This window comes from Nocardia puris (assembly GCF_036051655.1).
Taxonomy (GTDB): domain Bacteria; phylum Actinomycetota; class Actinomycetes; order Mycobacteriales; family Mycobacteriaceae; genus Nocardia; species Nocardia puris.
In genome coordinates this window covers 4,501,524-4,522,137 of the sequence record NZ_CP107943.1, presented here as the reverse complement: position 1 = coordinate 4,522,137, position 20,614 = coordinate 4,501,524, and the positions used below count along the sequence as shown (strand labels likewise).

General features: G+C 70.8%; 17 protein-coding genes. 9 read left to right on the top strand and 8 right to left on the bottom strand.

Going from position 1 to position 20,614, the window contains the following annotated elements; genetic code table 11:
• The first annotated feature begins 185 nt into the window (after positions 1-185).
• The 5 genes from OHB21_RS20845 (at position 186) to OHB21_RS20825 (ending at position 5,913) form a co-directional block, all read left to right on the top strand.
• Entirely contained in the window at positions 186-2,036 is a 1,851-nt protein-coding gene (locus tag OHB21_RS20845) for a nitrite/sulfite reductase (RefSeq protein ID WP_195125770.1), read from the top strand.
• 28 nt (positions 2,037-2,064) lie between these two features.
• Complete coding sequence (locus OHB21_RS20840; protein WP_067511979.1) at positions 2,065-2,787, top strand: phosphoadenylyl-sulfate reductase; 723 nt, start codon at positions 2,065-2,067, stop codon at positions 2,785-2,787.
• 112 nt (positions 2,788-2,899) lie between these two features.
• Positions 2,900-3,832 carry a sulfate adenylyltransferase subunit CysD gene (gene cysD, locus OHB21_RS20835; protein ID WP_067511981.1) on the top strand — a complete coding sequence of 311 codons (933 nt, stop codon included), beginning with the start codon at positions 2,900-2,902 and terminating at the stop codon, positions 3,830-3,832.
• Position 3,833: 1 nt separating this feature from the next.
• Positions 3,834-5,129: a sulfate adenylyltransferase subunit 1 gene (locus tag OHB21_RS20830; protein WP_067511983.1), complete on the top strand. Its 1,296-nt coding sequence runs from the start codon at positions 3,834-3,836 to the stop codon at positions 5,127-5,129.
• Between the two features lie 10 nt (positions 5,130-5,139).
• Positions 5,140-5,913 (top strand): sirohydrochlorin chelatase, encoded by a 774-nt coding sequence (locus OHB21_RS20825; protein WP_267898915.1) that lies wholly within the window; start codon positions 5,140-5,142, stop codon positions 5,911-5,913.
• A 171-nt stretch (positions 5,914-6,084) separates the two neighbouring features.
• On the opposite strand, the gene OHB21_RS20820 is transcribed toward OHB21_RS20825, so the two are convergent.
• A complete protein-coding gene (locus OHB21_RS20820) occupies positions 6,085-6,693 on the bottom strand; it encodes a TetR/AcrR family transcriptional regulator (protein ID WP_113975236.1) in 609 nt (202 codons plus the stop codon).
• A gap of 90 nt (positions 6,694-6,783) precedes the next feature.
• Between OHB21_RS20820 and OHB21_RS20815 the strand changes: the two genes are divergently transcribed.
• Positions 6,784-8,175 (top strand): MFS transporter, encoded by a 1,392-nt coding sequence (locus OHB21_RS20815; protein WP_195125771.1) that lies wholly within the window; start codon positions 6,784-6,786, stop codon positions 8,173-8,175.
• Complete coding sequence (locus tag OHB21_RS20810; protein WP_067511987.1) at positions 8,172-8,858, top strand: SGNH/GDSL hydrolase family protein; 687 nt, start codon at positions 8,172-8,174, stop codon at positions 8,856-8,858. The genes OHB21_RS20815 and OHB21_RS20810 overlap by 4 nt, the downstream gene beginning before the upstream one ends.
• Positions 8,859-9,080: 222 nt before the next feature.
• On the opposite strand, the gene OHB21_RS20805 is transcribed toward OHB21_RS20810, so the two are convergent.
• Both OHB21_RS20805 and OHB21_RS20800 read right to left on the bottom strand, forming a co-directional pair.
• Positions 9,081-9,521 (bottom strand): hypothetical protein, encoded by a 441-nt coding sequence (locus tag OHB21_RS20805; RefSeq protein ID WP_195125772.1) that lies wholly within the window; start codon positions 9,519-9,521, stop codon positions 9,081-9,083.
• Positions 9,522-9,894: 373 nt separating this feature from the next.
• Complete coding sequence (locus OHB21_RS20800; protein ID WP_195125773.1) at positions 9,895-10,845, bottom strand: helix-turn-helix transcriptional regulator; 951 nt, start codon at positions 10,843-10,845, stop codon at positions 9,895-9,897.
• Positions 10,846-10,939: 94 nt separating this feature from the next.
• Between OHB21_RS20800 and OHB21_RS20795 the strand changes: the two genes are divergently transcribed.
• Positions 10,940-11,341 (top strand): VOC family protein, encoded by a 402-nt coding sequence (locus OHB21_RS20795; protein ID WP_067511993.1) that lies wholly within the window; start codon positions 10,940-10,942, stop codon positions 11,339-11,341.
• 314 nt (positions 11,342-11,655) lie between these two features.
• Here the strand turns inward: OHB21_RS20795 and OHB21_RS20790 are convergent, their stop codons facing one another.
• Entirely contained in the window at positions 11,656-12,450 is a 795-nt protein-coding gene (locus OHB21_RS20790) for an HAD family hydrolase (protein ID WP_195125774.1), read from the bottom strand.
• A 469-nt stretch (positions 12,451-12,919) separates the two neighbouring features.
• On the bottom strand, positions 12,920-15,130 hold the full coding sequence (locus tag OHB21_RS20785) for an Hsp70 family protein (protein ID WP_195125775.1): 2,211 nt from the start codon (positions 15,128-15,130) through the stop codon (positions 12,920-12,922).
• Between the two features lie 589 nt (positions 15,131-15,719).
• Here OHB21_RS20785 and OHB21_RS20780 point away from each other — a divergent pair.
• Positions 15,720-16,481 (top strand): SDR family NAD(P)-dependent oxidoreductase, encoded by a 762-nt coding sequence (locus tag OHB21_RS20780; RefSeq protein WP_195125776.1) that lies wholly within the window; start codon positions 15,720-15,722, stop codon positions 16,479-16,481.
• A gap of 88 nt (positions 16,482-16,569) precedes the next feature.
• Here the strand turns inward: OHB21_RS20780 and OHB21_RS20775 are convergent, their stop codons facing one another.
• The 3 genes from OHB21_RS20775 to OHB21_RS20765 form a co-directional block, all read right to left on the bottom strand.
• Positions 16,570-18,156, bottom strand: a complete 1,587-nt coding sequence (locus OHB21_RS20775) for an FAD-dependent oxidoreductase (RefSeq protein WP_195125777.1) — start codon at positions 18,154-18,156, stop codon at positions 16,570-16,572.
• Positions 18,157-18,169: 13 nt separating this feature from the next.
• Positions 18,170-19,195, bottom strand: a complete 1,026-nt coding sequence (locus OHB21_RS20770) for an AurF N-oxygenase family protein (protein ID WP_228791319.1) — start codon at positions 19,193-19,195, stop codon at positions 18,170-18,172.
• A gap of 115 nt (positions 19,196-19,310) precedes the next feature.
• Positions 19,311-20,405 carry an Hsp70 family protein gene (locus OHB21_RS20765; protein WP_067512001.1) on the bottom strand — a complete coding sequence of 365 codons (1,095 nt, stop codon included), beginning with the start codon at positions 20,403-20,405 and terminating at the stop codon, positions 19,311-19,313.
• Between the last annotated feature and the right edge of the window lie 209 nt (positions 20,406-20,614).

Genomic DNA, 20,614 nt, shown 5'->3' with positions numbered 1-20,614 from the left:
TCGCCACGTCGATTACAAGCGCGTCTGCAGCGACTGTTGTCGGCCCGGGTTCTCCCGGTAGCCCAGCGGCGCCTCCGTCCGGATCCTCCGGCGACTCCCCCATCGGTCCGCTGATACCGCGGGCGTGAGATCAGCCCCTCGCGCCTTCAGCACGGATGTTCCACCCACCCCGCAGGAGCGACCCCATGACGTCGAGCACCGACGCCGGTCACACCGATCAGCCCGCACCCGCCGCCCGTCCGGCGCGCTCGGCCACCGAACGCCCGCAGCGCGCGGACGCCGAGCGTCCCGAACGCCCGGCCGCGGAACGCCGCGCCCGTGCCGACCGCCCGGAGCGACCCCGCCGGGAGGTCCCGGCCGGCACCCGCGCCCGCACCGGCGCCCCGGTCCGCCGCAAGTCCGAGGGCCAGTGGGCGCTCGGCTACCGCGAGCCGCTGAACCCGAACGAGCAGAGCAAGAAGGACGACAACCCGCTCAACGTCCGCGCGCGCATCGAGAACATCTACGCGCCCGGCGGTTTCGCCAGCATCGACAAGGCCGACTTGCGCGGCCGTTTCCGCTGGTGGGGCCTCTACACCCAGCGTGAGCAGGGCTACGACGGCAGCTACACCGGCGACGAGAACATCGACCTGCTCGAGGCCGAGTACTTCATGATGCGGGTGCGCTGCGACGCCGGCGCGCTCAGCGTCCGCCAGCTGCGCACCCTGGGCCAGATCTCCACCGAGTTCGCCCGCGACACCGCCGACCTGTCCGACCGCGAGAACGTCCAGTACCACTGGATCCGCATCGAGGACGTGCCGGAGATCTGGCGACGCCTCGAGGACGTCGGCCTGCAGACCACCGAGGCCTGCGGCGACTGCCCGCGCGTGGTGCTCGGTTCGCCGCTGGCGGGCGAGTCGCTCGACGAGGTCCTCGACCCCACCCCCGCCATCGAGGAGATCGTGCGCCGCTACATCGGCGACAAGCGGTACTCGAATCTGCCGCGCAAGTTCAAGTCCGCGATCTCGGGCCTGCAGGACGTGGTGCACGAGATCAACGACATCGCGTTCGTCGGCGTGGTGCACCCCGAGCACGGTCCCGGCCTGGACCTGTGGGTCGGCGGCGGCCTGTCCACCAACCCGATGCTGGCCCAGCGCGTGGGCGCGTGGGTGCCGCTGGACGAGGTGCCCGACGTGTGGGAGGCCGTGGTGGCCCTCTACCGCGACTACGGCTACCGCCGCCTGCGCACCAAGGCGCGCCTGAAGTTCCTGGTCAAGGACTGGGGCATCGAGAAGTTCCGCCAGGTGCTCGAGGACGAGTACCTGAAGCGCAAGCTGATCGACGGTCCCGCGCCGGAGCAGCCCGCCAAGCCGATCGACCACGTGGGCGTGCAGAAACTGCGCAACGGGCTCAACGCCGTGGGCTTCTCCCCCATCGCCGGCCGCGTGTCGGGCACCATCCTGCAGAAGGTGGCCGACGCGGTGGAGCGCGTGGGGTCCGATCGCATCCGGTTCACGCCGTACCAGAAGTTGATCGTCCTGGACGTCGCCGACGACAAGGTCGAGGAGCTCATCACCGAGCTGGCACCGCTGGGCCTGCAGGCACGTCCGTCCATCTGGCGGCGAAACCTGTTGGCGTGCAGCGGTATCGAGTTCTGCAAGCTCTCCTTCGTGGAGACCCGCAAGCGGTCACAGGTGCTCGCGCCCGAACTGGAGCAGCGCCTGGCCGACCTCAACGCCGACCTCGACGTGCCGATCACCGTGAACATCAACGGCTGCCCGAACTCGTGCGGGCGCTCCCAGATCGCCGACATCGGCTTCAAGGGACAGTTGGTGGACGACGGCGACGGGAATCAGGTGGAAGGCTTCCAGGTTCACCTGGGTGGCAGTCTCGGCCTCGACAGCGGCTTCGGCCGCAAACTGCGCCAGCACAAGGTGACCAGCGCGGAACTCGGTGACTACATCGAGCGCGTGGTGCGCAACTTCGTCAAGAACCGCGACGCGGACGAGCGTTTCGCGCAGTGGGCGGTGCGTGCCGACGAGGCCGATCTGCGATGAGCGTCGTGACTCGCGTAACGGGAGAGCAATGGTGACAACGAAACTCGCGGAGAAGCTGTCCGAGGACGAGCTGCGGTCCCTCGCCGAACAGGGCGCCGCCGACCTCGGCCCCGACGCCTCGGCGATCGATCTGCTGCGCTGGACCGACGAGACCTTCGGCACCGGGTACATCGTCGCCTCGAACATGCAGGACGGCGTGCTGGTGCACCTGGCCGCGCAAGTGCGTTCGGGCGTGGACGTGCTGTTCCTCGACACCGGGTACCACTTCGCCGAGACCATCGGCACCCGCGACGCCGTGGAGGCGGTCTACGGCGTGAACGTGGTGAACGTGCGGCCCGACCACACCGTCGCCGAGCAGGACGACCTGCTCGGCAAGGATCTGTTCGCCCGCGACGCGAACGAGTGCTGCCGCCTGCGAAAAGTGGTGCCGCTGAAGCGATCCCTGGCGCCCTACAACGCCTGGGCCACCGGCATCCGCCGGGTGGAGGCGCCGACACGGGCGAACGCGCCGCTGGTCTCCTACGACGAAGCCTTCGGCCTGGTGAAGATCAACCCGATCGCGCCGTGGTCCGACGACGAGATGCAGGCCTACATCGAACAGCACGGCATCCTCGTCAATCCCCTGGTGGAAGAGGGATATCCGTCCATCGGCTGCGCTCCGTGCACGCGGAAGCCGGAGCCGGGTGCCGATCCGCGCAGCGGCCGCTGGGCCGGCCTCGCCAAGACCGAATGCGGGTTGCACAAGGCATGAGCGAGGCGCACACCGTGCCCGCGGCACGAGGAGACAGCATGACCGAGTCAGGGCCCGCAGGCAGCTCGCGTAACCACGTGGGGCCGCTCGGGCATGCGAAAGAGGGAACAGCATGACGAACACCGTGAAGACCGAACGTTCGCTCGGGATCAGCGAATTCGACACGCTGGCCGCGCTCGAATCCGAGTCCATCCACGTATTCCGTGAGGTGGCGGGCGAATTCGAGCGGCCGGTGATCCTGTTCTCCGGTGGCAAAGACTCCACGGTGCTGCTGCACCTGGCGCTCAAGGCTTTCTGGCCCGCGCCGCTGCCCTTCGCGCTGCTGCACGTGGACACCGGGCACAACCTGCCCGAGGTGCTGGAGTTCCGCGATCACGTGGTCGAGAAGTACGGTCTGCGCCTGCACGTCGCGAAGGTGGAGGACTACCTCGCCGACGGCCGGCTCACCGAGCGCCCCGACGGCATCCGCAACCCGTTGCAGACGGTGCCGCTGCTGGACGCCATCACCGAGCACCGCTTCGACGCGGTGTTCGGCGGCGGCCGCCGCGACGAGGAGCGTTCGCGCGCCAAGGAGCGGATCTTCTCGCTGCGCAACGCCTTCGGCCAGTGGGACCCCAAGCGCCAGCGCCCCGAGCTGTGGAACCTCTACAACGGACGGCACGCGCCGGGCGAGCACGTGCGGGTGTTCCCGCTGAGCAACTGGACCGAGCTGGACATCTGGCGCTACATCGCCAGGGAGAACGTGGAATTGGCCACGATCTACTACGCCCACCAGCGCCCGGTGTACCAGCGCGACGGCATGTGGATGACCCCCGGCGTGTGGGGCGGCCCGCGCGAGGGCGAGGTGCTCGAGACCCGTTCGGTGCGCTACCGCACCGTCGGCGACGGCTCCACCACCGGCGCCATCCTGTCCGACGCGGCGACCAACGAGGCGATTCTCGCCGAGGTCGCGGCGTCCCGATTGACCGAACGCGGTGCCACCCGCGGTGACGACCGTGTCTCCGAAGCCGCGATGGAAGACCGCAAGCGAGAGGGTTATTTCTGAGATGTCCGACCTGTTGAGGCTGGCCACCGCCGGTTCTGTCGACGACGGCAAGTCCACCCTGGTCGGACGGCTGCTCTACGACACCAAGTCCGTGCTGGCCGACCAGATCGACGCGGTGACCCGCGCGTCGGTCGACAAGGGCCTGTCCACCCCGGACCTGTCGCTGCTCGTGGACGGGCTGCGGGCGGAGCGGGAGCAGGGGATCACCATCGATGTCGCCTACCGCTACTTCGCCACGCCCAAGCGGTCTTTCGTGCTCGCGGACACCCCCGGGCACGTGCAGTACACCCGCAACACCGTGTCCGGCGCGTCCACCGCGCAGCTGGTGATCCTGCTCGTCGACGCGCGCAAGGGCGTGATCGAGCAGACCCGCCGCCACGCCGCGGTGCTGGCGCTGCTCGGGGTGCCGAAGCTGGTGCTGGCCGTCAACAAGATCGACCTGGTCGACGACGCCGCCACCGTATTCGCCGACATCTCGGCCGAATTCACCAAGCTCACCTCGGCACTGGGCTGGGCGCCCGAGGACGTGCTCGAGATCCCGGTCTCGGCGCTGCACGGCGACAACATCGCCAGCCGCTCGGAGAACACGCCCTACTACGACGGCCCATCGCTGATCGAGCATCTCGAATCGGTGCCGGCGGACGCCGACAACACGGGCACGCATTCGCTCGGCCTGCGGTTCCCGGTGCAGTACGTGATCCGCCCGCGCACCCCGGAATACCCCGACTACCGCGGCTACGCCGGGCAGATCGCGGCCGGTTCGGTGGCGCCCGGCGACGAGGTCGTGGTGCTGCCCTCGGGTGTGCGCACCACGGTCGAGCGCATCGACACCCCCGACGGCGAGCTGGCGGTCGCGCAGTTCGGGCGCAGCGTGACGCTGATCCTGGCCGACGACGTGGACATCTCGCGCGGCGACATCATCGCCTCGGTGGCCGACGCGCCGGAGCCGATCGACAGCTTCGATGCCACCGTGTGCTGGCTGGGCGACAAACCGCTGCGCCCCGGCGCCCGCCTGCTGCTCAAGCACGGCACCAAGACCACCCAGGCCATCGTCGGCGCGCTCATCGAGCGGTTCGACGAGCAGCGCCTGGCCGCCGATCCGAATCCGGAAGCGTTGTCGCTCAACGATATCGGCCGCATCTCGGTGCGCGTCGCGGAGCCGATCGCGACCGACGACTACCGGGCCAACCGCCACACGGGCAGCTTCCTGCTGATCGACCCGGCGGGGGGCAACACCCTCGGCGCGGGTCTGGTCGGTGACGTGCTGACCGCCGTCGAGGTCGGCGCGGGAGTCTGAGGTGAGCGCGGTGTTCCCCGGAATCCGGCCGGACCGCGTGGGCCCGGTCGCGGGGGCACGTCCCGCGTTGATCGCGGTAGCGCACGGCAGTCGTGATCCGCGGTCGGCGGCCACCATGGCGGCGGTCGCGGCCGGGATCGCCGCCGCGCGGCCCGATCTCGACGTGCGGCTGGCGTTCCTCGACCTGAGCGCGCCCTCGGTCGAGCAGGTCGTGGATGCCGTTGCCGCCGAAGGACATTCGGAGGCGATCGTGGTGCCGCTGCTGCTGGGCAGCGCGTTCCACGCCCGGGTGGATCTGCCGGGATTGCTCGACGCGGCGCGTGCGCGTCATCCGCGGCTGACGCTGACGCAGGCGGATGTGCTCGGGCCCGATCCGGGGCTGATCGGCGTGCTGCGCGACCGTGTGATCGCGGCCGCAGGGGCGCTCGAGCCCGGTCTGGGTATCGCGGTGGCCGCCGTCGGTTCGTCCTCGGCCGCCGCCAACGTGCGCACCGCGACGGTGGCGCGTCAGCTCTCGGCGCTGACCGGATTGCCCGCCGAAATCTGCTTCGCGACAACGGAACCCACCGTGCACGAGGCCATCACGCGCCTGCGCGCCCGCGGTGCCGGGCGGGTGATCGTGGCGCCGTGGTTCCTGGCGCCCGGCCTGCTGACCGATCGGCTCCGCACCGCCGCGCCGGAGCTGGTGCACGCCGGTGTGCTCGGCGCGCACGGCGCACTCGTCGCGTTGGCCTGCGCGCGTTACGAATCGGCGTACAGCGGCGCGCTCGCACTGTCGGCCTGAGGGATTCGGGGCCGGACCACGACTCACTGCGGCATCCTGCACCATGCCTGAGTGCTGGAGTGCCGATGCCGCCCGGCCGAGCCCGTCACTCGCCGCGACCACCCGGAGGGCAGGCGCGACACCCGCGCGGCAGCGACCGGCATGTGTGAATCCCGTTCCGCGAGCCGGTTTTCAAGCCAGCAGGCGGTCCACCAGTTGCCGCGCCATGCGAACGCGCTTCTCATCGCCGAACTGATGGGCGGTGCTGGCGGCTCCCACCAAGACGTCCAGTTCGAACGCGAGGGCGTCGGGGTCGTGGCCGGTCAGCGCGCCCGCCGCCTGCGCCTTGCCGATCTCGCCCGCGAGGAAGGTCAGCCATTCGTCGCGGTCGGCGGCGATGGCGTCGCGCACCGGGCCCGGCCTGCTGTCGAACTCGGCGACCGCGGCGGTGCGGAAACACCCGCCGGGGAAGGACGGCTCCAGCACATGGTCGAACCAGCGGTCGATCAGGACGCGGAGTCGTCCAGGTCCAGACGGCTCCGCCATGGCGGGCGCGATGATCCGCTCCACGAACACCTCCCGCGCGGCCCGCACGGCGGCCAGTTGTAGCGCTTCCTTCGACCCGAACAGCGTCGCGATGCCGCTCTTGCTGACGCCGAGGTCGGCCGCCAGCCGCCCGATGCTCACGCCGGTGAGCCCCTCGACCGAGGCCACGTCGGCCGCGTGCCTGGCGATCGCCGCGCGGGACCTCGCGCCCTTGACCAGGCGCTGATCGGTTGTCGTCTCGGCCATGTGCGTCATTCTTCCATCGGGGGCTTGCACGGACGAACGATCGGCCATACTTTGATGCACGAACGATCGTACGTTTTGTTTCTCTCCCGAAGGATACCCATGTCCGAGGTGCGGACCGAGAGTCCCCCGACCACCGGCCCCCTGCTCGTCGCCTGCGGCGCGGCGTTCATCGCGTTTCTCGATCTCTCCGTGGTCAATATCGCCTTCCCCGCGATCGCCCGCGACTTCCCCGGCACATCCACCGCCACCCTCACCTGGGTGGTCAGCGGCTACGCCGTCGCCTTCGCCGCGCTGCTCACGCCGGGCGGCCGCCTCGCCGACGCGCTCGGCCGGCGGCGGGTGTTCCTCGGCGCGTTGCTGGCGTTCGCGCTGACTTCGGCGCTGTGCGCGCTGGCGCCGAACGCCGCGACGCTGGTCGCCGGGCGCATCGCCCAGGGCGCGAGCGCGGCGCTCATGGTGCCCGCCGCGCTCGGACTGGTACTCGCCGCGAGCAGGCCGGAACGGATCGGCGCCGCCATGGGCGCGTGGTCGGCGGCGGGCGGGTTCGCCGCCGTCGTCGGGCCCGCCGTCGGTGGCGGTCTGGTCGAATTGTTCGGCTGGCCAGCGGTTTTCCTCGTCAATGTGCCGGTGGTCGCGATCCTGATCGCCGCCGTGCTGCGGGTGGTGCCCGCCGACACGCACCGCGACGGGCGGTGGCCAGACTCCGTGGGCACCCTCGCCGTGGCGCTCGGTCTCGGCGCGATCGTCGCCGGGATCACCGAGAGCCATCGGTGGGGCGCACTCGGCACGTCCGTCGCGATCGTCCTCGGCGGCGCGCTGCTCGTGCCTGCGGTGCTGCGGTCGGCGCGCCACCCCGAACCCGCCGTGACGGTAGACCTGTGGCGCGATCGCGGATACGCGCTGGCGGGCGCGAGCTCGTTCGTCTTCGGCGCGGCGATGTTCGCGTGGTTGCTGGCCGGACCGCTGTTCCTGGACGCCATCTGGGGCTACTCGACGCTCGGGGCGGCGGGCGCGCTGTCGATCGGCGCGGTGTCCTCGATGGTCACCGCCGTGGCGGCGGGCCGCCTCACCACGCCACGGGCGCGGCGCGCGGCCGGTGTACTCGGCACGCTCCTGTTCACCGGGACCCTGGTCTGGATGAGCACCGACGCGTTCGGGCCCGAGCCCGCGCTGTGGACGGCCTGGGTGCCCGCGGGCATCCTGGGCGGTGGCGGGGTCGGGATCGTGGTCACCGTGCTGTCCGCGGCGGCCGCGAGTGTCGTGCCACCGCAACGCTTCGCGGCGGGCATCGGGATGACGCTCACCGCCCGGCAGCTCGGTGGCGCGCTCGGCGTCGCGATCCTCGCCGCGGTGTTCGCCGCGAATCCCGGCGCACCGCTCACCGCGCTCCATACCGTCTTCGCGATCGGCGCGGGCATCACCGTGCTCGCCGCCTGCTTGATCGCCCTGCCCGTCCCCGCCGCCGATTCCCGATCAGGAGAAACGATATGACCCGCGATATCCCGCGCACCGAAGCCGACGACCCGATGGTGTTGTCTCCCTATACCGCTCGCGCACTGCTCTTGGACGCCCCGTGGCGACGGTTCGCGGTGCTGGGCGACTCGATCGCCGAGGGGGTCGGCGATCCCCGGCCCGGTTACGCCGACGGCGGCTGGGCGAAGCGCGTCGCGGGCGCGCTCCGGGCCGCGCACCCCGACACCGCCTACCTCAACACCGGGCTGCGCGGGGCCACGTCGGCGCAGGTCCGTGCCGAACAGCTCGGTGCCGTACTGGATTTCGCGCCCGACCTGGTGCACGTGACCTGCGGCGGCAACGACCTGTTCCTCGCGGGCGCGGGTCTGGAGACCGTCCGCGCCAACCTGGATGCCATATACGCGGCCCTCGCGCGCACCGGCGCGCAACTGTCCACTTTCACCGTCGCGGACGTGTGGGACAGCGACCGCATGGCCCCGATGCGGCCCATGCGAGCACCGATGGCCGCGCTCAACGACATCATCCGCGACCTCGCGGCCCGCTACGACGCCGTCCTCGTGGACTTCTGGGAGCACCCCCTGCGCCTGCGCACCGACCTGATGAGCGACGACCTGATCCACTTCGCCGCCAGCGGCCACGCGGTGGTCGCGACCGAAGTGGTACGAGCACTCGCCCAGCGAGCGGCGGTGCCGACCGGGTAGGCACGATCGAGTGGTCGCCGTCGACCCAGCCGAACGCGGGCCGCTCTTCGACCCGGCACATGTCGTCTTCGTTCGCCTCCGAACCAGTGACGGGTGAGTTCGGCGAGCGCGATGTGGTTCGGCTGAAGGCGAGCCGTCGCCGGGACACGGATCGGGCCGTGCCGGAGATTCCGGCACGGCCCGATTGTGGTGCGGTTCAAGGGAATCCGCGTCAGCCCTGGATCAGGGCAGCACCTGGGGCACCAGGTGCGGGGCGATCGCGCCGACCAGCAGGCCGACGACGGCGCCCGTCACGGCGCCGCTCAGCGCGCCGGAGATGCCGCAGGGCACCGCCATCACGATGAACGCGGGCAGGCAGGTGGCCGCGGCCAGCACACCCGAACCCGCGGCGCCGGCGGCCGCGCCCGCGACCGCGCCATTGGCCAGCGGATCGGAGTTCTGCGCGTTCGGGTCGGTGGCGACGTCCTCGAGCGGGATACCCACCGCGGCCGCGAACACCGGCACCTGCGCGGGCTCGGCGATCTGCTGGACCACCGGCGCCGGCGCCGCGACGGGTGCCGCCTGCGCCGGCGCAGGCGGACCGACGAGCGCGACCGCCGCCGCCACCGGCAACGCCGCCGCGATCACCGTGCGACCGGCGTTGCGGAAGATTGCACGCCCCATGATATTTCTCATCTCTCCCCCGACCATGATCTCGAATTTCGTTGCTGGGCAACGACAGTCCGGAACCTCGCGAACCGGACGAGATCATGCAAGCCGGTCCGGCATCCGGAAGGCAAACTCAGTGGCTCAAATCACGTTTAGCCGCGTCGGTGTACGGGTCCGGCCGCATGGCGGACCCATACTCGAGATCGACCGGGCCCGCACCATGGAGAGCACGAGTCCCGCCGTCTGGTGGACCCCAGACGATCACTCGGCGGCTCCGGTGGGGCGGATCCTCGGCGGTGGGCGGCGAGCACGTCGCGACGATACCGACCACCGTGCGCGGCGACCAGCTCGACGGTGGCGGCCGCCGTGAAACCGCTTCCAGGAACGGCTAATTCGCGGTCGCGCCATACCGCCGCAGCAGTTCCGTCCCGAGTCCGGCCAGTGCCTCCAGTACCGGGGCCGGTCCCAGCACCTCCACGTCGTCGCCCCAGCCCGCGAGCTGGCGGGCGACCATGCGCGGGGTCGGGGCGGTGATGCGGACCAGGACGCGGCCGTCCTCGACCGGCCCGTCCACCTCGCAGTGCCTGCCCTGCTGGTCACGCAGCACCGGAAGCAGATCCGGGGCCACCAGGACGTCGGCCGAGGTGGCGGCGCGGCGGCGTTCCATCTCCTCCACCACCTCCGTCCACGCCTCGGCGAGATCGAAATCGGCTGGGCGGTCGAAGATTTCGTCGAGGGGGCGGGATTCCACGATGCGGTCGACGCGGAAGGTGCGCCTGCCGCGGTCGGTGCCCGCGACCAGGTACCAGACGGCGTCTTTGTCGATGAGGCCCCACGGATCGACCGTCCGCGTGGTGCGGCGGCCCGCGCTGTCGTAGATCAGCCGCACACGGCGACGCTCGACCACGGCACGTTGCAGCACAAGCACTTCCGCCGGACGCTCCCGGTCGCGAGCGCCCCAGCGTGACGGGTCCACGACCACCGCGTCGGCAGCCGCTTCGGCGTCGGCGCGGAAGGTGTGCGGGAGCGCACGAATCAGCTTGCGCAGCACCGACTCAAGCTCGGGATTGCCGGTGGCCGAGGGCCCGGCGAGCAGGAACAATGCCCGCGCCTCGGATTCGGTGAGCCCGGTGAGATCGGTGCGCGCCCCGCCCACCAGCTGCCAACCTCCACCGCGACCCGGTTGCGGATACACCGGGACCCCCGCCGCCGACAGCGCCTCCAGGTCGCGGCGCGCCGTCGCCACCGACACCTCGAGTTCGGCGGCGAGTTCAGCCGCCGTCACCCGCCCGCGCGCCTGCATCAGCAACAGGGTCGCCACCAACCGGTCCGCTCGCATACCGGAAATTCTGCCAGGAAAAGTGCTCACTCGATGAGCACTTTTCCCGCGAGGATGGTTTCACCAGCACGAACGACGAACCAAGGAGACGGACATGTTGCGCGGAATGACCACGGTCACCTACTACGCCGACGACCTCGAGGCCGCCAAGGACTGGTACACCGAATTCCTCGGCCAACCGCCCTACTTCCGCGTCCCCGGCGGCTACTACGAGTTCCGCGTCGGCGACTACCAGCACGAACTCGGCCTCGTCGACCGCCGCTACGCCCCGCCCGGCGCGAGCGACACCCCCGGCGGCAGCGTCCTGTTCTGGCACGTGGACGATCTCGAAGCCACCGTCGAACGCCTGCTCGCCCTCGGCGCGACCGTGTACGAGCCGATCACCCCGCGCGGCGAGGGTTTCGTCACCGCGTCCGTGGTCGACCCCTTCGGAAATGTCTTGGGCGTCATGACCAACGCCCACTACCTGGACGTGCTCGAGCGGACCGGCGGGTGAGCCGACGCCTGCGGCGTGCTCGGCAGTAGGTGCTCGAGTCCGTAGCGGGTGGGGTCACCGCCGCCGTGGGCGCCTCGTCCGCGGTAGCGGGTGCCGCGCTCGCGGCGACCAGCGGCGGCGCGGCCGCGATCCTGGCTCAGCGAGGCGCACGCCGGAGCCCACGGCCTGCGGGCGGACGTAGGTGCGGGTGCCGCGCCGCCTCGAAGAGGTGCGCCGGCAGATCGGTCCCACCACCGAGACCCTCTCGCAGCGCCTGGGCCGTTGGCATCACGGTTCAGCCGGTGGTGACCGACCTCGAATCGAGCTTCGCGGGCTCAGAACCAGCGTTCGAGGATGCGGGCCGCGCCGTCGGTGGTGACGTCGGTGGTGATTTCGTCGGCGAGGTCCTGGATTTCGGCGGGCGCGTTGGCCATGGTCACGGAATGGCCTGCCCAGGTGAGCATTTCGCGATCGTTGTAGCCGTCGCCGATGGCGAGGGTTTCGGCCCGGGGGATGTCGAGGGCGCGGCGCAGGCGTTCCAGCGCCCAGCCCTTGGAGACGCCGCGGGGCGAGACGGTGAGCCACGGGCCGAGATCACCGTGCACCCAGGAGGATTCGGGCGACTCCCAGGATTCGAGCAGGGGCAGCATCTCCTCGAGCGAGCCGTCGGGCCACCAGCAGTTGAGCCGCGGCGTGGGTTCGCTGCCCAGGGCGTCGTGGTCGACCAGCAGGTAGTCGCCGATCGGGTAGCCGCCGGGACTCGCGCCGGTCGCCCAGGTGCCGACCCCGACCTTCTCCACCGCGAACACCATCTCCGGGAACAGATCACGCAGCGTCGCGACGGCGGGCGCCGGGTCGAACGCGTGCACCGCGACCGGCGCGCTGCGCCGCACATCGATGTGCACGGCGCCGTTGGAGCACAGCGCGTGCCCGTCGACGAGCCCGAGTTCGGCCAGCACGGGCCGCGTCGCCAGCAGCGAGCGCCCGGTGGTCACGACGACATGCGCGCCCTGCGCCACGGCGGCGCGCACCGCCGCGACCACTCGCTCGCTGACCGGCACCCCGGCGTCCAGCAACGTCCCGTCGACGTCCAACGCGATCAACCGAGGCCGTCCCCCACGCACAACCACCAGCCCATTGTGCCCTCCCCTCCCCCACCCCGTCCCCGAATTCCCCGGGCTGACCGGGGGTGTTCACCCTCGCCGCACGCGGCAGTCGCACGGGCCGGAGACGGTGGAACCCAACGCGCTACCACCGGACCGGATGTACCGCCATCCGCTGAACAAACGTCGGCCGACAAGGCTCGACCGTCACCGCCACCCGAACCGCCGTAGCCGCCAGCGGATTCGGCACTGCCGCCGGTCGAGCACGGCCGCTGATCAGACCGCCGCCGACAAGGCTCGCCCGACTGCCCGGCCGATCTGTGGAGGTAGTGGTGAGTCATCGGCGGCCACCGCCCGGGCGCGCCCTGTACCCGCACCCGCCCGCGAGGCTCCGGTTTCGCCGTCACTGTGACATCGCGATCCGTGCCGCTCAACCGAACACGCGGCGAATTTGCGACGGGTCTGCGCGGGATCGCTTGTGGCTGTGAGCGCTTCGTCAGCGGCCGCCGCCACGGGCACCGCCGCCGCCTCCACCACCACCGTTGCCGCCGCCGCCCGAACCACCCGAACCGCCGCCGGACTTGGAGCCGCCGCCGGAGCTCGAGCTGCCGCCGGAGCTGTCGGAGCCGCCGCCGGAGCGTGAACCGCCGGAGCCACCGGAGGACTGGCTGCCGCCCGAGCCACCGCCGCCACGGGAGGACGAGTTGGAGCCCGAAGAGTTGCCGCCGGAGGAGGAGTTGCCGCCACCGCCGCTGGACGAGGCGCCGCCGCCGGAGGAGTTGCCGCCGCCGGACCCACCCGAGGACGCGCCCCCGCCGGATTTGCCGCCACCCGATGCGCCGCCCGACGCACCACCGCCGGACGCACCACCACCGGAAGCGCCACCACCGGAAGCGCCACCACCGGAAGCACCTCCGCCTGAAGCACCACCACCGGAGGAGTCACCACCCGAGCCACCGGAGCCGCCCGAGCCGGCGCCGCCGGAAGACGCACCGCCCGAGGAGGTTCCGCCTCCGGCGCTGTCGGAACCACCGCCGGAGGAGGCCCCACCGCCGGTACCTCCGCCGGTCGATGCCCCACCGCCGGCCGCGCCGCCGGTTCCCGTCGATCCGCCCGATGTACCACCGGAACCGCCGGTCGGCGAACCGTCGGACGGGTTGGTCCCGGGCGCACCGTTGGAAGGCGTACCCGCACCGGGAGTTTCGCCAGTTCCCGGCGCCCCCGTGCCCGGCGCTCCGGTTCCCGGCGCCCCCGTTCCGGGCGCTCCGGTCCCCGGCAGTCCGGAGCCGGGCGTCCCCACACCGGGCACCCCGCTCCCCGGCACCTCCCCGATCGGATCCACGGGCCCCGGATTCGGCTGCGGCGCCGGATTGTTCGGGTTCGGCAGCGACGGCAGGCTGATCCCGGGCACCCCGGGCCGCTCCCAGCCGGGCGAACTCACCGGCCGGTCGCGCTGGAACGGCAGCGGGTTCCGGAAGTGCGCCGGATCGGCGTATTGCGTTCCCGTGCCGCCGGTTCGGTGATCGCCGGGGCTGCCCGACCGATGATCACCGAGCACGCCGCTGCGCGTGAGCGCGGGCCCGTAGGTCATCGTCTGGCCCACCGACGACATCGCGCGACTCACCGCGCTCACCCCGCTCATCGCGAAGGTGGCGTTCTGCACCAGGCTCGCGGGCAGGCCGTTGCGCACCGCGCGATCCACCACGGTGTCACCGTTCGGCTCGTACAGCAGCGCGTTCGGCGGCAGCGGCAGCGCGACGGGGAACCGGTCGAGCACCGGCAGCAGCCCCGAATCACCGGACCCGCCGAACACGGTCGCCGCCGACATCGCGAGCGCGGAAGCCACTGCCGCACTGGAGAATACGGCCACGCGCGGGGCAGGACGATCACCGTCACCGGCGGGCGCGAAGGCGCGCAGCGCGAACCGCGCGGCACCCACCGCGGTGATCTGGCCGGGATCGGCCGACACCACGACCGGCCGCCCCAACTCCCCCAGGGTCCGCGCCACCTCCGCGGGGCGCGACGCACCGCCGACGAGCAGCACGCGGCTGATATCCGACATCGCCAGCCCGGTGGAGCGCACGCAGTCGCGCACCAGATCGAAGGAATCGCGCACGTGGTCGGCGCGCAACCCGTCGACGTCGACCATCGCGGTCATCGGCAGCGCAGCGCCCGGCGCGGACCGGCCTCCGTACCTGGCGATCATGTCGCCCAGCGAGCGCCCGCCGAAATCGTAAGAGCGGACCGGCTTTCCGACGATCGGGTGGTCTTCCCAGTCCGGTCCCACGCGCACCACCGAGACGTCCAGACTCTCGCCGCCGAGGTCGTAGACGAGGACGAAGCCGGTCTCGAGCGGCCCGTGCTCCCAGTCCAGCCATTCGGCGGCGGCCACCGGCTCCGGCACCAGCAGCACATGCCGCGCGCCGCCGAGGTCGAGCGCCTGGCGAAGCAGCGCGAGTTGTTTGTCGGTGTAGACGGCCGGATACGTGGCCACGGCGCCCGAATCGGGTTCGGCGCCCTCCAGCAGCCCGTTCACCACCGCCGCCACGAGGTTCGCGGGCGAGAAGAGCCTGCCGCCGACGATCATGGCTTCGGGGTCGCGCGCGAGGTCGGCGAATTCGGTTGTGGCGGTGTCGTACTGGGAGATGCGACTGAGTCGTGCGCCACCCGCGTCGTCGAAGGTGAGCGCGGTTCGCCGGGTACGCACGGTCGGTCGTAGTCCGGCGGCCGATACCGCGGCCGACACGGAGTTCACTGAACCGATGCTGAAACCCAGACCAGTAGTCATATGCCATCCCGTCAACGCACCGTGACCACGTCCAGCACACAGTCCAGCCATGTGGCCGCGGTCGTCTTCCAAACAGCCCCCACAGGTTAGCTGCTGATCGACTTTTCCGGATGCCAATTTGATATGAAACGTTTTGCTTCTGTTGATGATGGGTCGAACGCCCAGGTAGGAAGGCCCGCGACCGACGGTCCAGCCCCCTCGACGCGTCGCAAAAACCAAGCGCCAGGCCCGATTCCGCTACCAATCAGCGACCCGAAGTCGCTACTCGCGAGTAGCGGGTCACGGGGTGGTCACCCTCCGGCAAATCGGGTAACAGACACCGACCGGTCGGTAACTGAAGGATTGCCACGAGTTTCCCCGCTCGACGACGCCCATTCCACCCTATAGATGACACGTCAAATGCCATGGCCGATCTCCGCCAGCACGCCCACCGACGGACCGGTTGACTCGATAGCACCGGCCGGACAACGCACACGAAAGGTCAAAAACCAGAAGGGAAGTGGTCACCATGGCGACACGATTCGCCGATCGGGTCGTGCTCATCACCGGAGCCACCTCGGGCATCGGGCTCGCGGTGGCGGAGCGGCTCGCCGCCGAGGGCGCGACCTTGGTCCTCGGTGCGCGCGGCAAGGACGCGGGCGAGGAGGTCGCCGAACGCCTGCGCGGCGCCGGCGCGCGGGTCACGTTCGTCCCCACCGATGTGACCGTGGAATCCGAGGTCGCGCACCTCACCGACACGGCCGTGACCGAGTACGGCCGTCTCGACGCCGCGTTCAACAACGCGGGCGCGATCAGCGCCTACGGCCCCGTCGAGGAGATCGACGAAAACGGTTGGCGCGCCGATATCGAACTCAACCTGACGGCGGTCTTCTACGGCCTGCGCCACCAGGTGCCGGCCATCGCGGCCTCCGGCGGCGGTGCGATCCTCAACACCGCCTCCAACCTCGGCGTGGTCGGCATGGGTTCGGTCGCCCCGTACGTGGCGGCCAAGCACGGCGTCATCGGGCTCACCCGCGCCGTCGCGATGGAGGGCGCCGAGCGCGGGGTCCGGGTGAACGCACTGGTCTCCGGCGCGGTCGACACCCCCGCCTTCCGCTCCTCGATGGGCGCGACCCCCGAAGGCGTGGCGCGGGTCGAAGCGTTGCACCCGCTGGGCCGCGTCGCGAGCGCGGACGAGATCGCGCCGCTGTGCGCCTACCTGCTCAGCTCGGAGTCGAGCTTCGTGACCGGCGCGGCGCTGACGATCGACGGTGGATTCACCGCGCGCTGACCGCGAAAACGCCGAACGTCACGCCGGAAAGGGCGTGACGTTCGGCGTGGTCTCGTCCGCCCTCATCGCGGACCGAGAGCGGCGGGCCTCAGGCGCGAGCCAGCAGCCTGCGTAGCGGACCCGGTTGCGGACTCACCGCGCCACCGGCGATCACGCCGGGCCTGCGTTCGCGCACCAGCCGATCGAAATCGGCGGCGCCACGGGCGGGTTCGGGCAGCTTGCCCGCGTTGTAGTCGTCGGCCAGCTGCCGCACCGTCTCCTGCGCGCACGACTTGTTCGTGCCGATGAAGCCGGTGGGGCCGCGCTTGATCCAGCCGGTCACGTACGAGCCGGTCAGCACCGGGCCGTCGACGCCGTCGAGCACCCGGCCCGCGCTGTTCGGGATGACACCGGCGCGCTCGTCGAACGGCAGCCCGCGCAGCGGCACACCGCGATAACCCACCGAGGTGAGCACCAGCCCGGCTTCGACGCGGTCGGTCTCACCGGTCGCCACCGCGGTGGTGCGGCCGTCCTCGCCCACCACCAACTCGTTGCGGGCCAGCTCGATACCGGCCACCCGGTCCTCGCCGAGCACCGCCACCGGAGTGGACAAGTAGCGGAACACGATCCGCTTGCGGTCGCCCACCGGGCGGTCCGCCACCTGGTGCAGCAGCCGCAGCTTCTGCTCGACCTTGTACGGCAGGTCCGGCGTGATCGGGGGCAGTTCGCCCGCCACCACGATGTCCAGATCCGCGGCCAGCAGGCCGACGAATTCCGGGACGGTGAACGCGGATTCGGCCGGACCGCGGCGGGCCGCGATCACGACCTCCTCGATCTTGCTCTCCCGCAACGCCTTCAGCGCGTAGGGCGCGATATCGGTGCCCGCCAGCGAATCGGGATCGCTGACCAGGATGCGCGCCACGTCGAGCGCGACGTTGCCGTTGCCCACGATCACCGCGCGCCGCGCGGACAGATCGAACTCGTCGTCCGCGTGGTCGGGATGCCCGTTGTACCAGGCCACGAAATCGGTGGCCGACACGGTGCCGGGCAGGCCCTCACCGGGGATGCCGAGCTTGCGGTCGGTGGAGGCGCCCACCGCGTAGATCACCGCGTGGAAGTGCGCGAGCAGCTCCTCGTGGGTGATGTGCGAGCCGACCTCGACGTTCAGGTACGAGCCGAAGCCCGGCTGCGCCGAGATCACGTCGAACAGGTGGCTGACCTGCCGGGTGCGCGCGTGGTCGGGCGCCACGCCGTGGCGGGCCAGGCCGTAGGGCACGGGCAGCCGGTCGAACACCGTGACCGCCACGTTCGGCTGGGTGAGCAGTTCGTCGGCGGCGTACATGGCCGACGGTCCCGATCCGATGATCGCCACCCGCAGCGGGGAGCGCTTCGTGTGGATCTTCGCCGCGGGCACCGGCCGGGCCAGCAGCGGGCGCGGCCGGCTCTGCCGGTAGAAGTCGGCGTTGATCTCGATGAACGGCTTCTGCTCCTCGGTGAGCTTCTTCGAGGAACTGATCGCGTCGACCGGGCAGGCCGTCGCGCACGCGCCGCAGTCCACGCACGCCTTGGGGTCGATGTAGAGCATCTCCGCCGTCAGGAAGTCCGGTTCGTCGGGCGTGGGATGGATGCAGTTGACCGGGCAGGCGTACACGCACGACGCGTCGCTGCAACAGGATTGAGTGACGACGTAGGGCATGGGGTACCGCCGCTCAGCTCGCCTTGACGACGCGCAGCGGCTCCGAGCGGTAGCGGCTCATCGGGCCGTCGATGCCCAGCAGCTTCCACACCCGCTTGGAGATCGGGTTCATCAGGCCGAGCTCCTTGGCCAGCGCGCGCACGTCGACGAAGTAGTCGGCGAAGACCTGCTTGGCCTCGGGCGAGCCGTAGAACAGCTCCTTGCGGACCTTGGCCGGGATGTCGAACTCCTTGAAGAACGACTTCGGCGGGGTCGCGATGGAGCGGCCCAGGATGAACATGATCGTCGGCATGGCGATCGAGAGCACGAACTTGTTGGCCGCGTTCACCTCGGGCACGTGCTTCTTGAGGAACTCGTGCGCGAAGGAGATGTGGCGGGCCTCCTCGGCGACGTGGATGGCCATCACGCCGAGCATGATCGGGTGGACCTCTTCGCCGGAGCGCAGGATCTCCTTCTGGATGTGGTCGATCGGCTCCTCGCCGGCGAGCACGGCCATGAAGAACAGGTTGGGGAATTTGGCGGCGACCGGCGCGGCGAGGTACTTGAACATGCTCACCAGCGGGCCCATGCCGGGCACGTCGATGCCGATGCGGTTCACCATCTCCTGGAACATCAGGGTGTGGTTGTGCTCCTCGATCATCTCGTGGGAGCAGTAGCGGAACTCGGGCGAGCCGTTGGGCAGGCCGAAGTTGTAGGTCACCATGCCGCTGATGAGGATGGACTCGAACTGGAGCCCGACCTTGGCGATATTGGCCTGGCGGTACTTGCCGAGGGTGATCTGCTCGTCCTTGGACAGGGCCAGGTACCAGGGGTGGCGAGCGAGCGGATCGGCCGACTTGGGCAGGATCCAGCGCTCCTCGCCGGCGTCGGCGGCGTAGTCCGGGTTGTCCCAGTCGATGTCCTCGAACGGGTCGAAGTGCTTGTTCACCGAGCCCTCGGACAGCAGCAACAGCCTGGCGGCGTATTCCTGCGCCTTCGCGAGATCGGGATCAACTGCGGGCGTCGCGGCTGTCGACATCGTCGTCACTGCCTTCCTCATGGGACGTATTACCTGTACCCAATAGTTACACCAACGATGGGTCACGTCAACTCTGACGGCAGACACGCCGACGGCGGCCGGGCTCGCGTGCCCGGCCGCCGTCGAATGGTTCCGATCAGAACAGTCCCAGGGCGCCCAATCCGGCGATCACGCCGTCGGCGGGGACGGCGATCGCCACACCGACACCGCTCGCGATCATCGCGAGCGCCGCGGCCACACGCGCGGGCTTGCGCCGCCGAGCGGACAGCAGACCGCGCCGCTTGCGCACGCCGGCCGCCTCCTCGGCGGCCTCGGCCGTGCGGCGGGCCAGCAACGCGGCACCGTCGGCGATGGTGCGCTCCGGATCCCGGGCGACGATCACCGGTCGCGCCAGTTCCTCCTCCAGCACCCGCGCCACCTCGGCGGGCCGGGCCGCGCCGCCGACCACGAGCACGCGGTCCACGTCGGCCATCGTCACGTCGGCCAGGCCGAGGCAGCGGTAGACCAGCTCCAGCGAGGACCGCACGTGGGCGATGCGCAGTTCATCGGCGTCGACCGACGACGAATCGCCCGCACCGCGCGTCACGACCGACGCGCCGAACGCCCGACCGCCGAAATCCGCTGAGCGCAAGGGTATTCCGACGATCGGATTGTGCGGGCGGCCCGCGCCGACCCGCACCAGCGTGACGTCGAGGCTGGCTCCGCCCAGGTCGTAGACGAGCGTGAGACCCGGCATGAGCGGGCCGTGTTCGGCCTCCAGCCAGGTCGCGGCCGCGACCGGTTCGGCGACGAGCGCGACGTCCTCGCGCCCGATCGAGTCCAGCGCCTCGCGTAGTCGGGCGACCTGCTCGGCCGTGTAGACGGCCGGATGGGTGAGGGCGACGCCGAGTCCGTCGCCGCATTCGGTGCGCGCCTCGGCGACAAGGCGGTCGGTCACCAGGGCGACCAGGTCGGCGGGGCCGAGCGAGCGGTGCGCGACCCTGGCCCGCACCGCGCGCTGGCCCAGATCGGCGAATTCGGTGATGGCGCGGCCGTGGCGCGGGATGAGTCCGACGCGGGCGGTGCCCGTGCTGTCGAAGGTGAGGGTGGTGCGTCTGGTGACGGCCGGCGCGCGACCCGCGGCGCGGCGGTGGCCGAGCAGCAGGCCCGGCGGCGCCTTCCCCGCCCCTTCCTCCGCGCGCGCGGAAACCGTGTTCACCGTGCCGATGCTCAAACCCATACCTACTGCCATCGCGAAATACCCGATCGACGAGCGGACGTGCTTCGAACACCGCCCACGCAACCATCCCGCGATCGTGATGCCAAGCACAGGACAACCGGTTGTCCGCACACCGCCGCCCCGTTCGCCCCACCAGCCCCGTGAAGAACAGCAGGACGACCGGCCGACACCACCGCCCACCCACCCGAACACACGGATCCCCTTCCAGGGAGAGGACATTC

Excerpts from the sequence above, each read along its gene's own strand:
- OHB21_RS20800 (WP_195125773.1), bottom strand. The coding sequence starts at position 10,845 with ATGCGAGCGGACCGGTTGGTGGCGACCCTGTTGCTGATGCAGGCGCGC.
- OHB21_RS20845 (WP_195125770.1), top strand. The coding sequence starts at position 186 with ATGACGTCGAGCACCGACGCCGGTCACACCGATCAGCCCGCACCCGCC.
- OHB21_RS20830 (WP_067511983.1), top strand. The coding sequence starts at position 3,834 with ATGTCCGACCTGTTGAGGCTGGCCACCGCCGGTTCTGTCGACGACGGC.
- OHB21_RS20810 (WP_067511987.1), top strand. The coding sequence starts at position 8,172 with ATGACCCGCGATATCCCGCGCACCGAAGCCGACGACCCGATGGTGTTG.
- OHB21_RS20820 (WP_113975236.1), bottom strand. The coding sequence starts at position 6,693 with ATGACGCACATGGCCGAGACGACAACCGATCAGCGCCTGGTCAAGGGC.
- OHB21_RS20765 (WP_067512001.1), bottom strand. The coding sequence starts at position 20,405 with ATGGCAGTAGGTATGGGTTTGAGCATCGGCACGGTGAACACGGTTTCC.
- OHB21_RS20815 (WP_195125771.1), top strand. The coding sequence starts at position 6,784 with ATGTCCGAGGTGCGGACCGAGAGTCCCCCGACCACCGGCCCCCTGCTC.
- OHB21_RS20780 (WP_195125776.1), top strand. The coding sequence starts at position 15,720 with ATGGCGACACGATTCGCCGATCGGGTCGTGCTCATCACCGGAGCCACC.
- OHB21_RS20840 (WP_067511979.1), top strand. The coding sequence starts at position 2,065 with ATGGTGACAACGAAACTCGCGGAGAAGCTGTCCGAGGACGAGCTGCGG.
- OHB21_RS20775 (WP_195125777.1), bottom strand. The coding sequence starts at position 18,156 with ATGCCCTACGTCGTCACTCAATCCTGTTGCAGCGACGCGTCGTGCGTG.
- OHB21_RS20770 (WP_228791319.1), bottom strand. The coding sequence starts at position 19,195 with ATGAGGAAGGCAGTGACGACGATGTCGACAGCCGCGACGCCCGCAGTT.
- OHB21_RS20805 (WP_195125772.1), bottom strand. The coding sequence starts at position 9,521 with ATGGGGCGTGCAATCTTCCGCAACGCCGGTCGCACGGTGATCGCGGCG.
- OHB21_RS20795 (WP_067511993.1), top strand. The coding sequence starts at position 10,940 with ATGTTGCGCGGAATGACCACGGTCACCTACTACGCCGACGACCTCGAG.
- cysD (WP_067511981.1), top strand. The coding sequence starts at position 2,900 with ATGACGAACACCGTGAAGACCGAACGTTCGCTCGGGATCAGCGAATTC.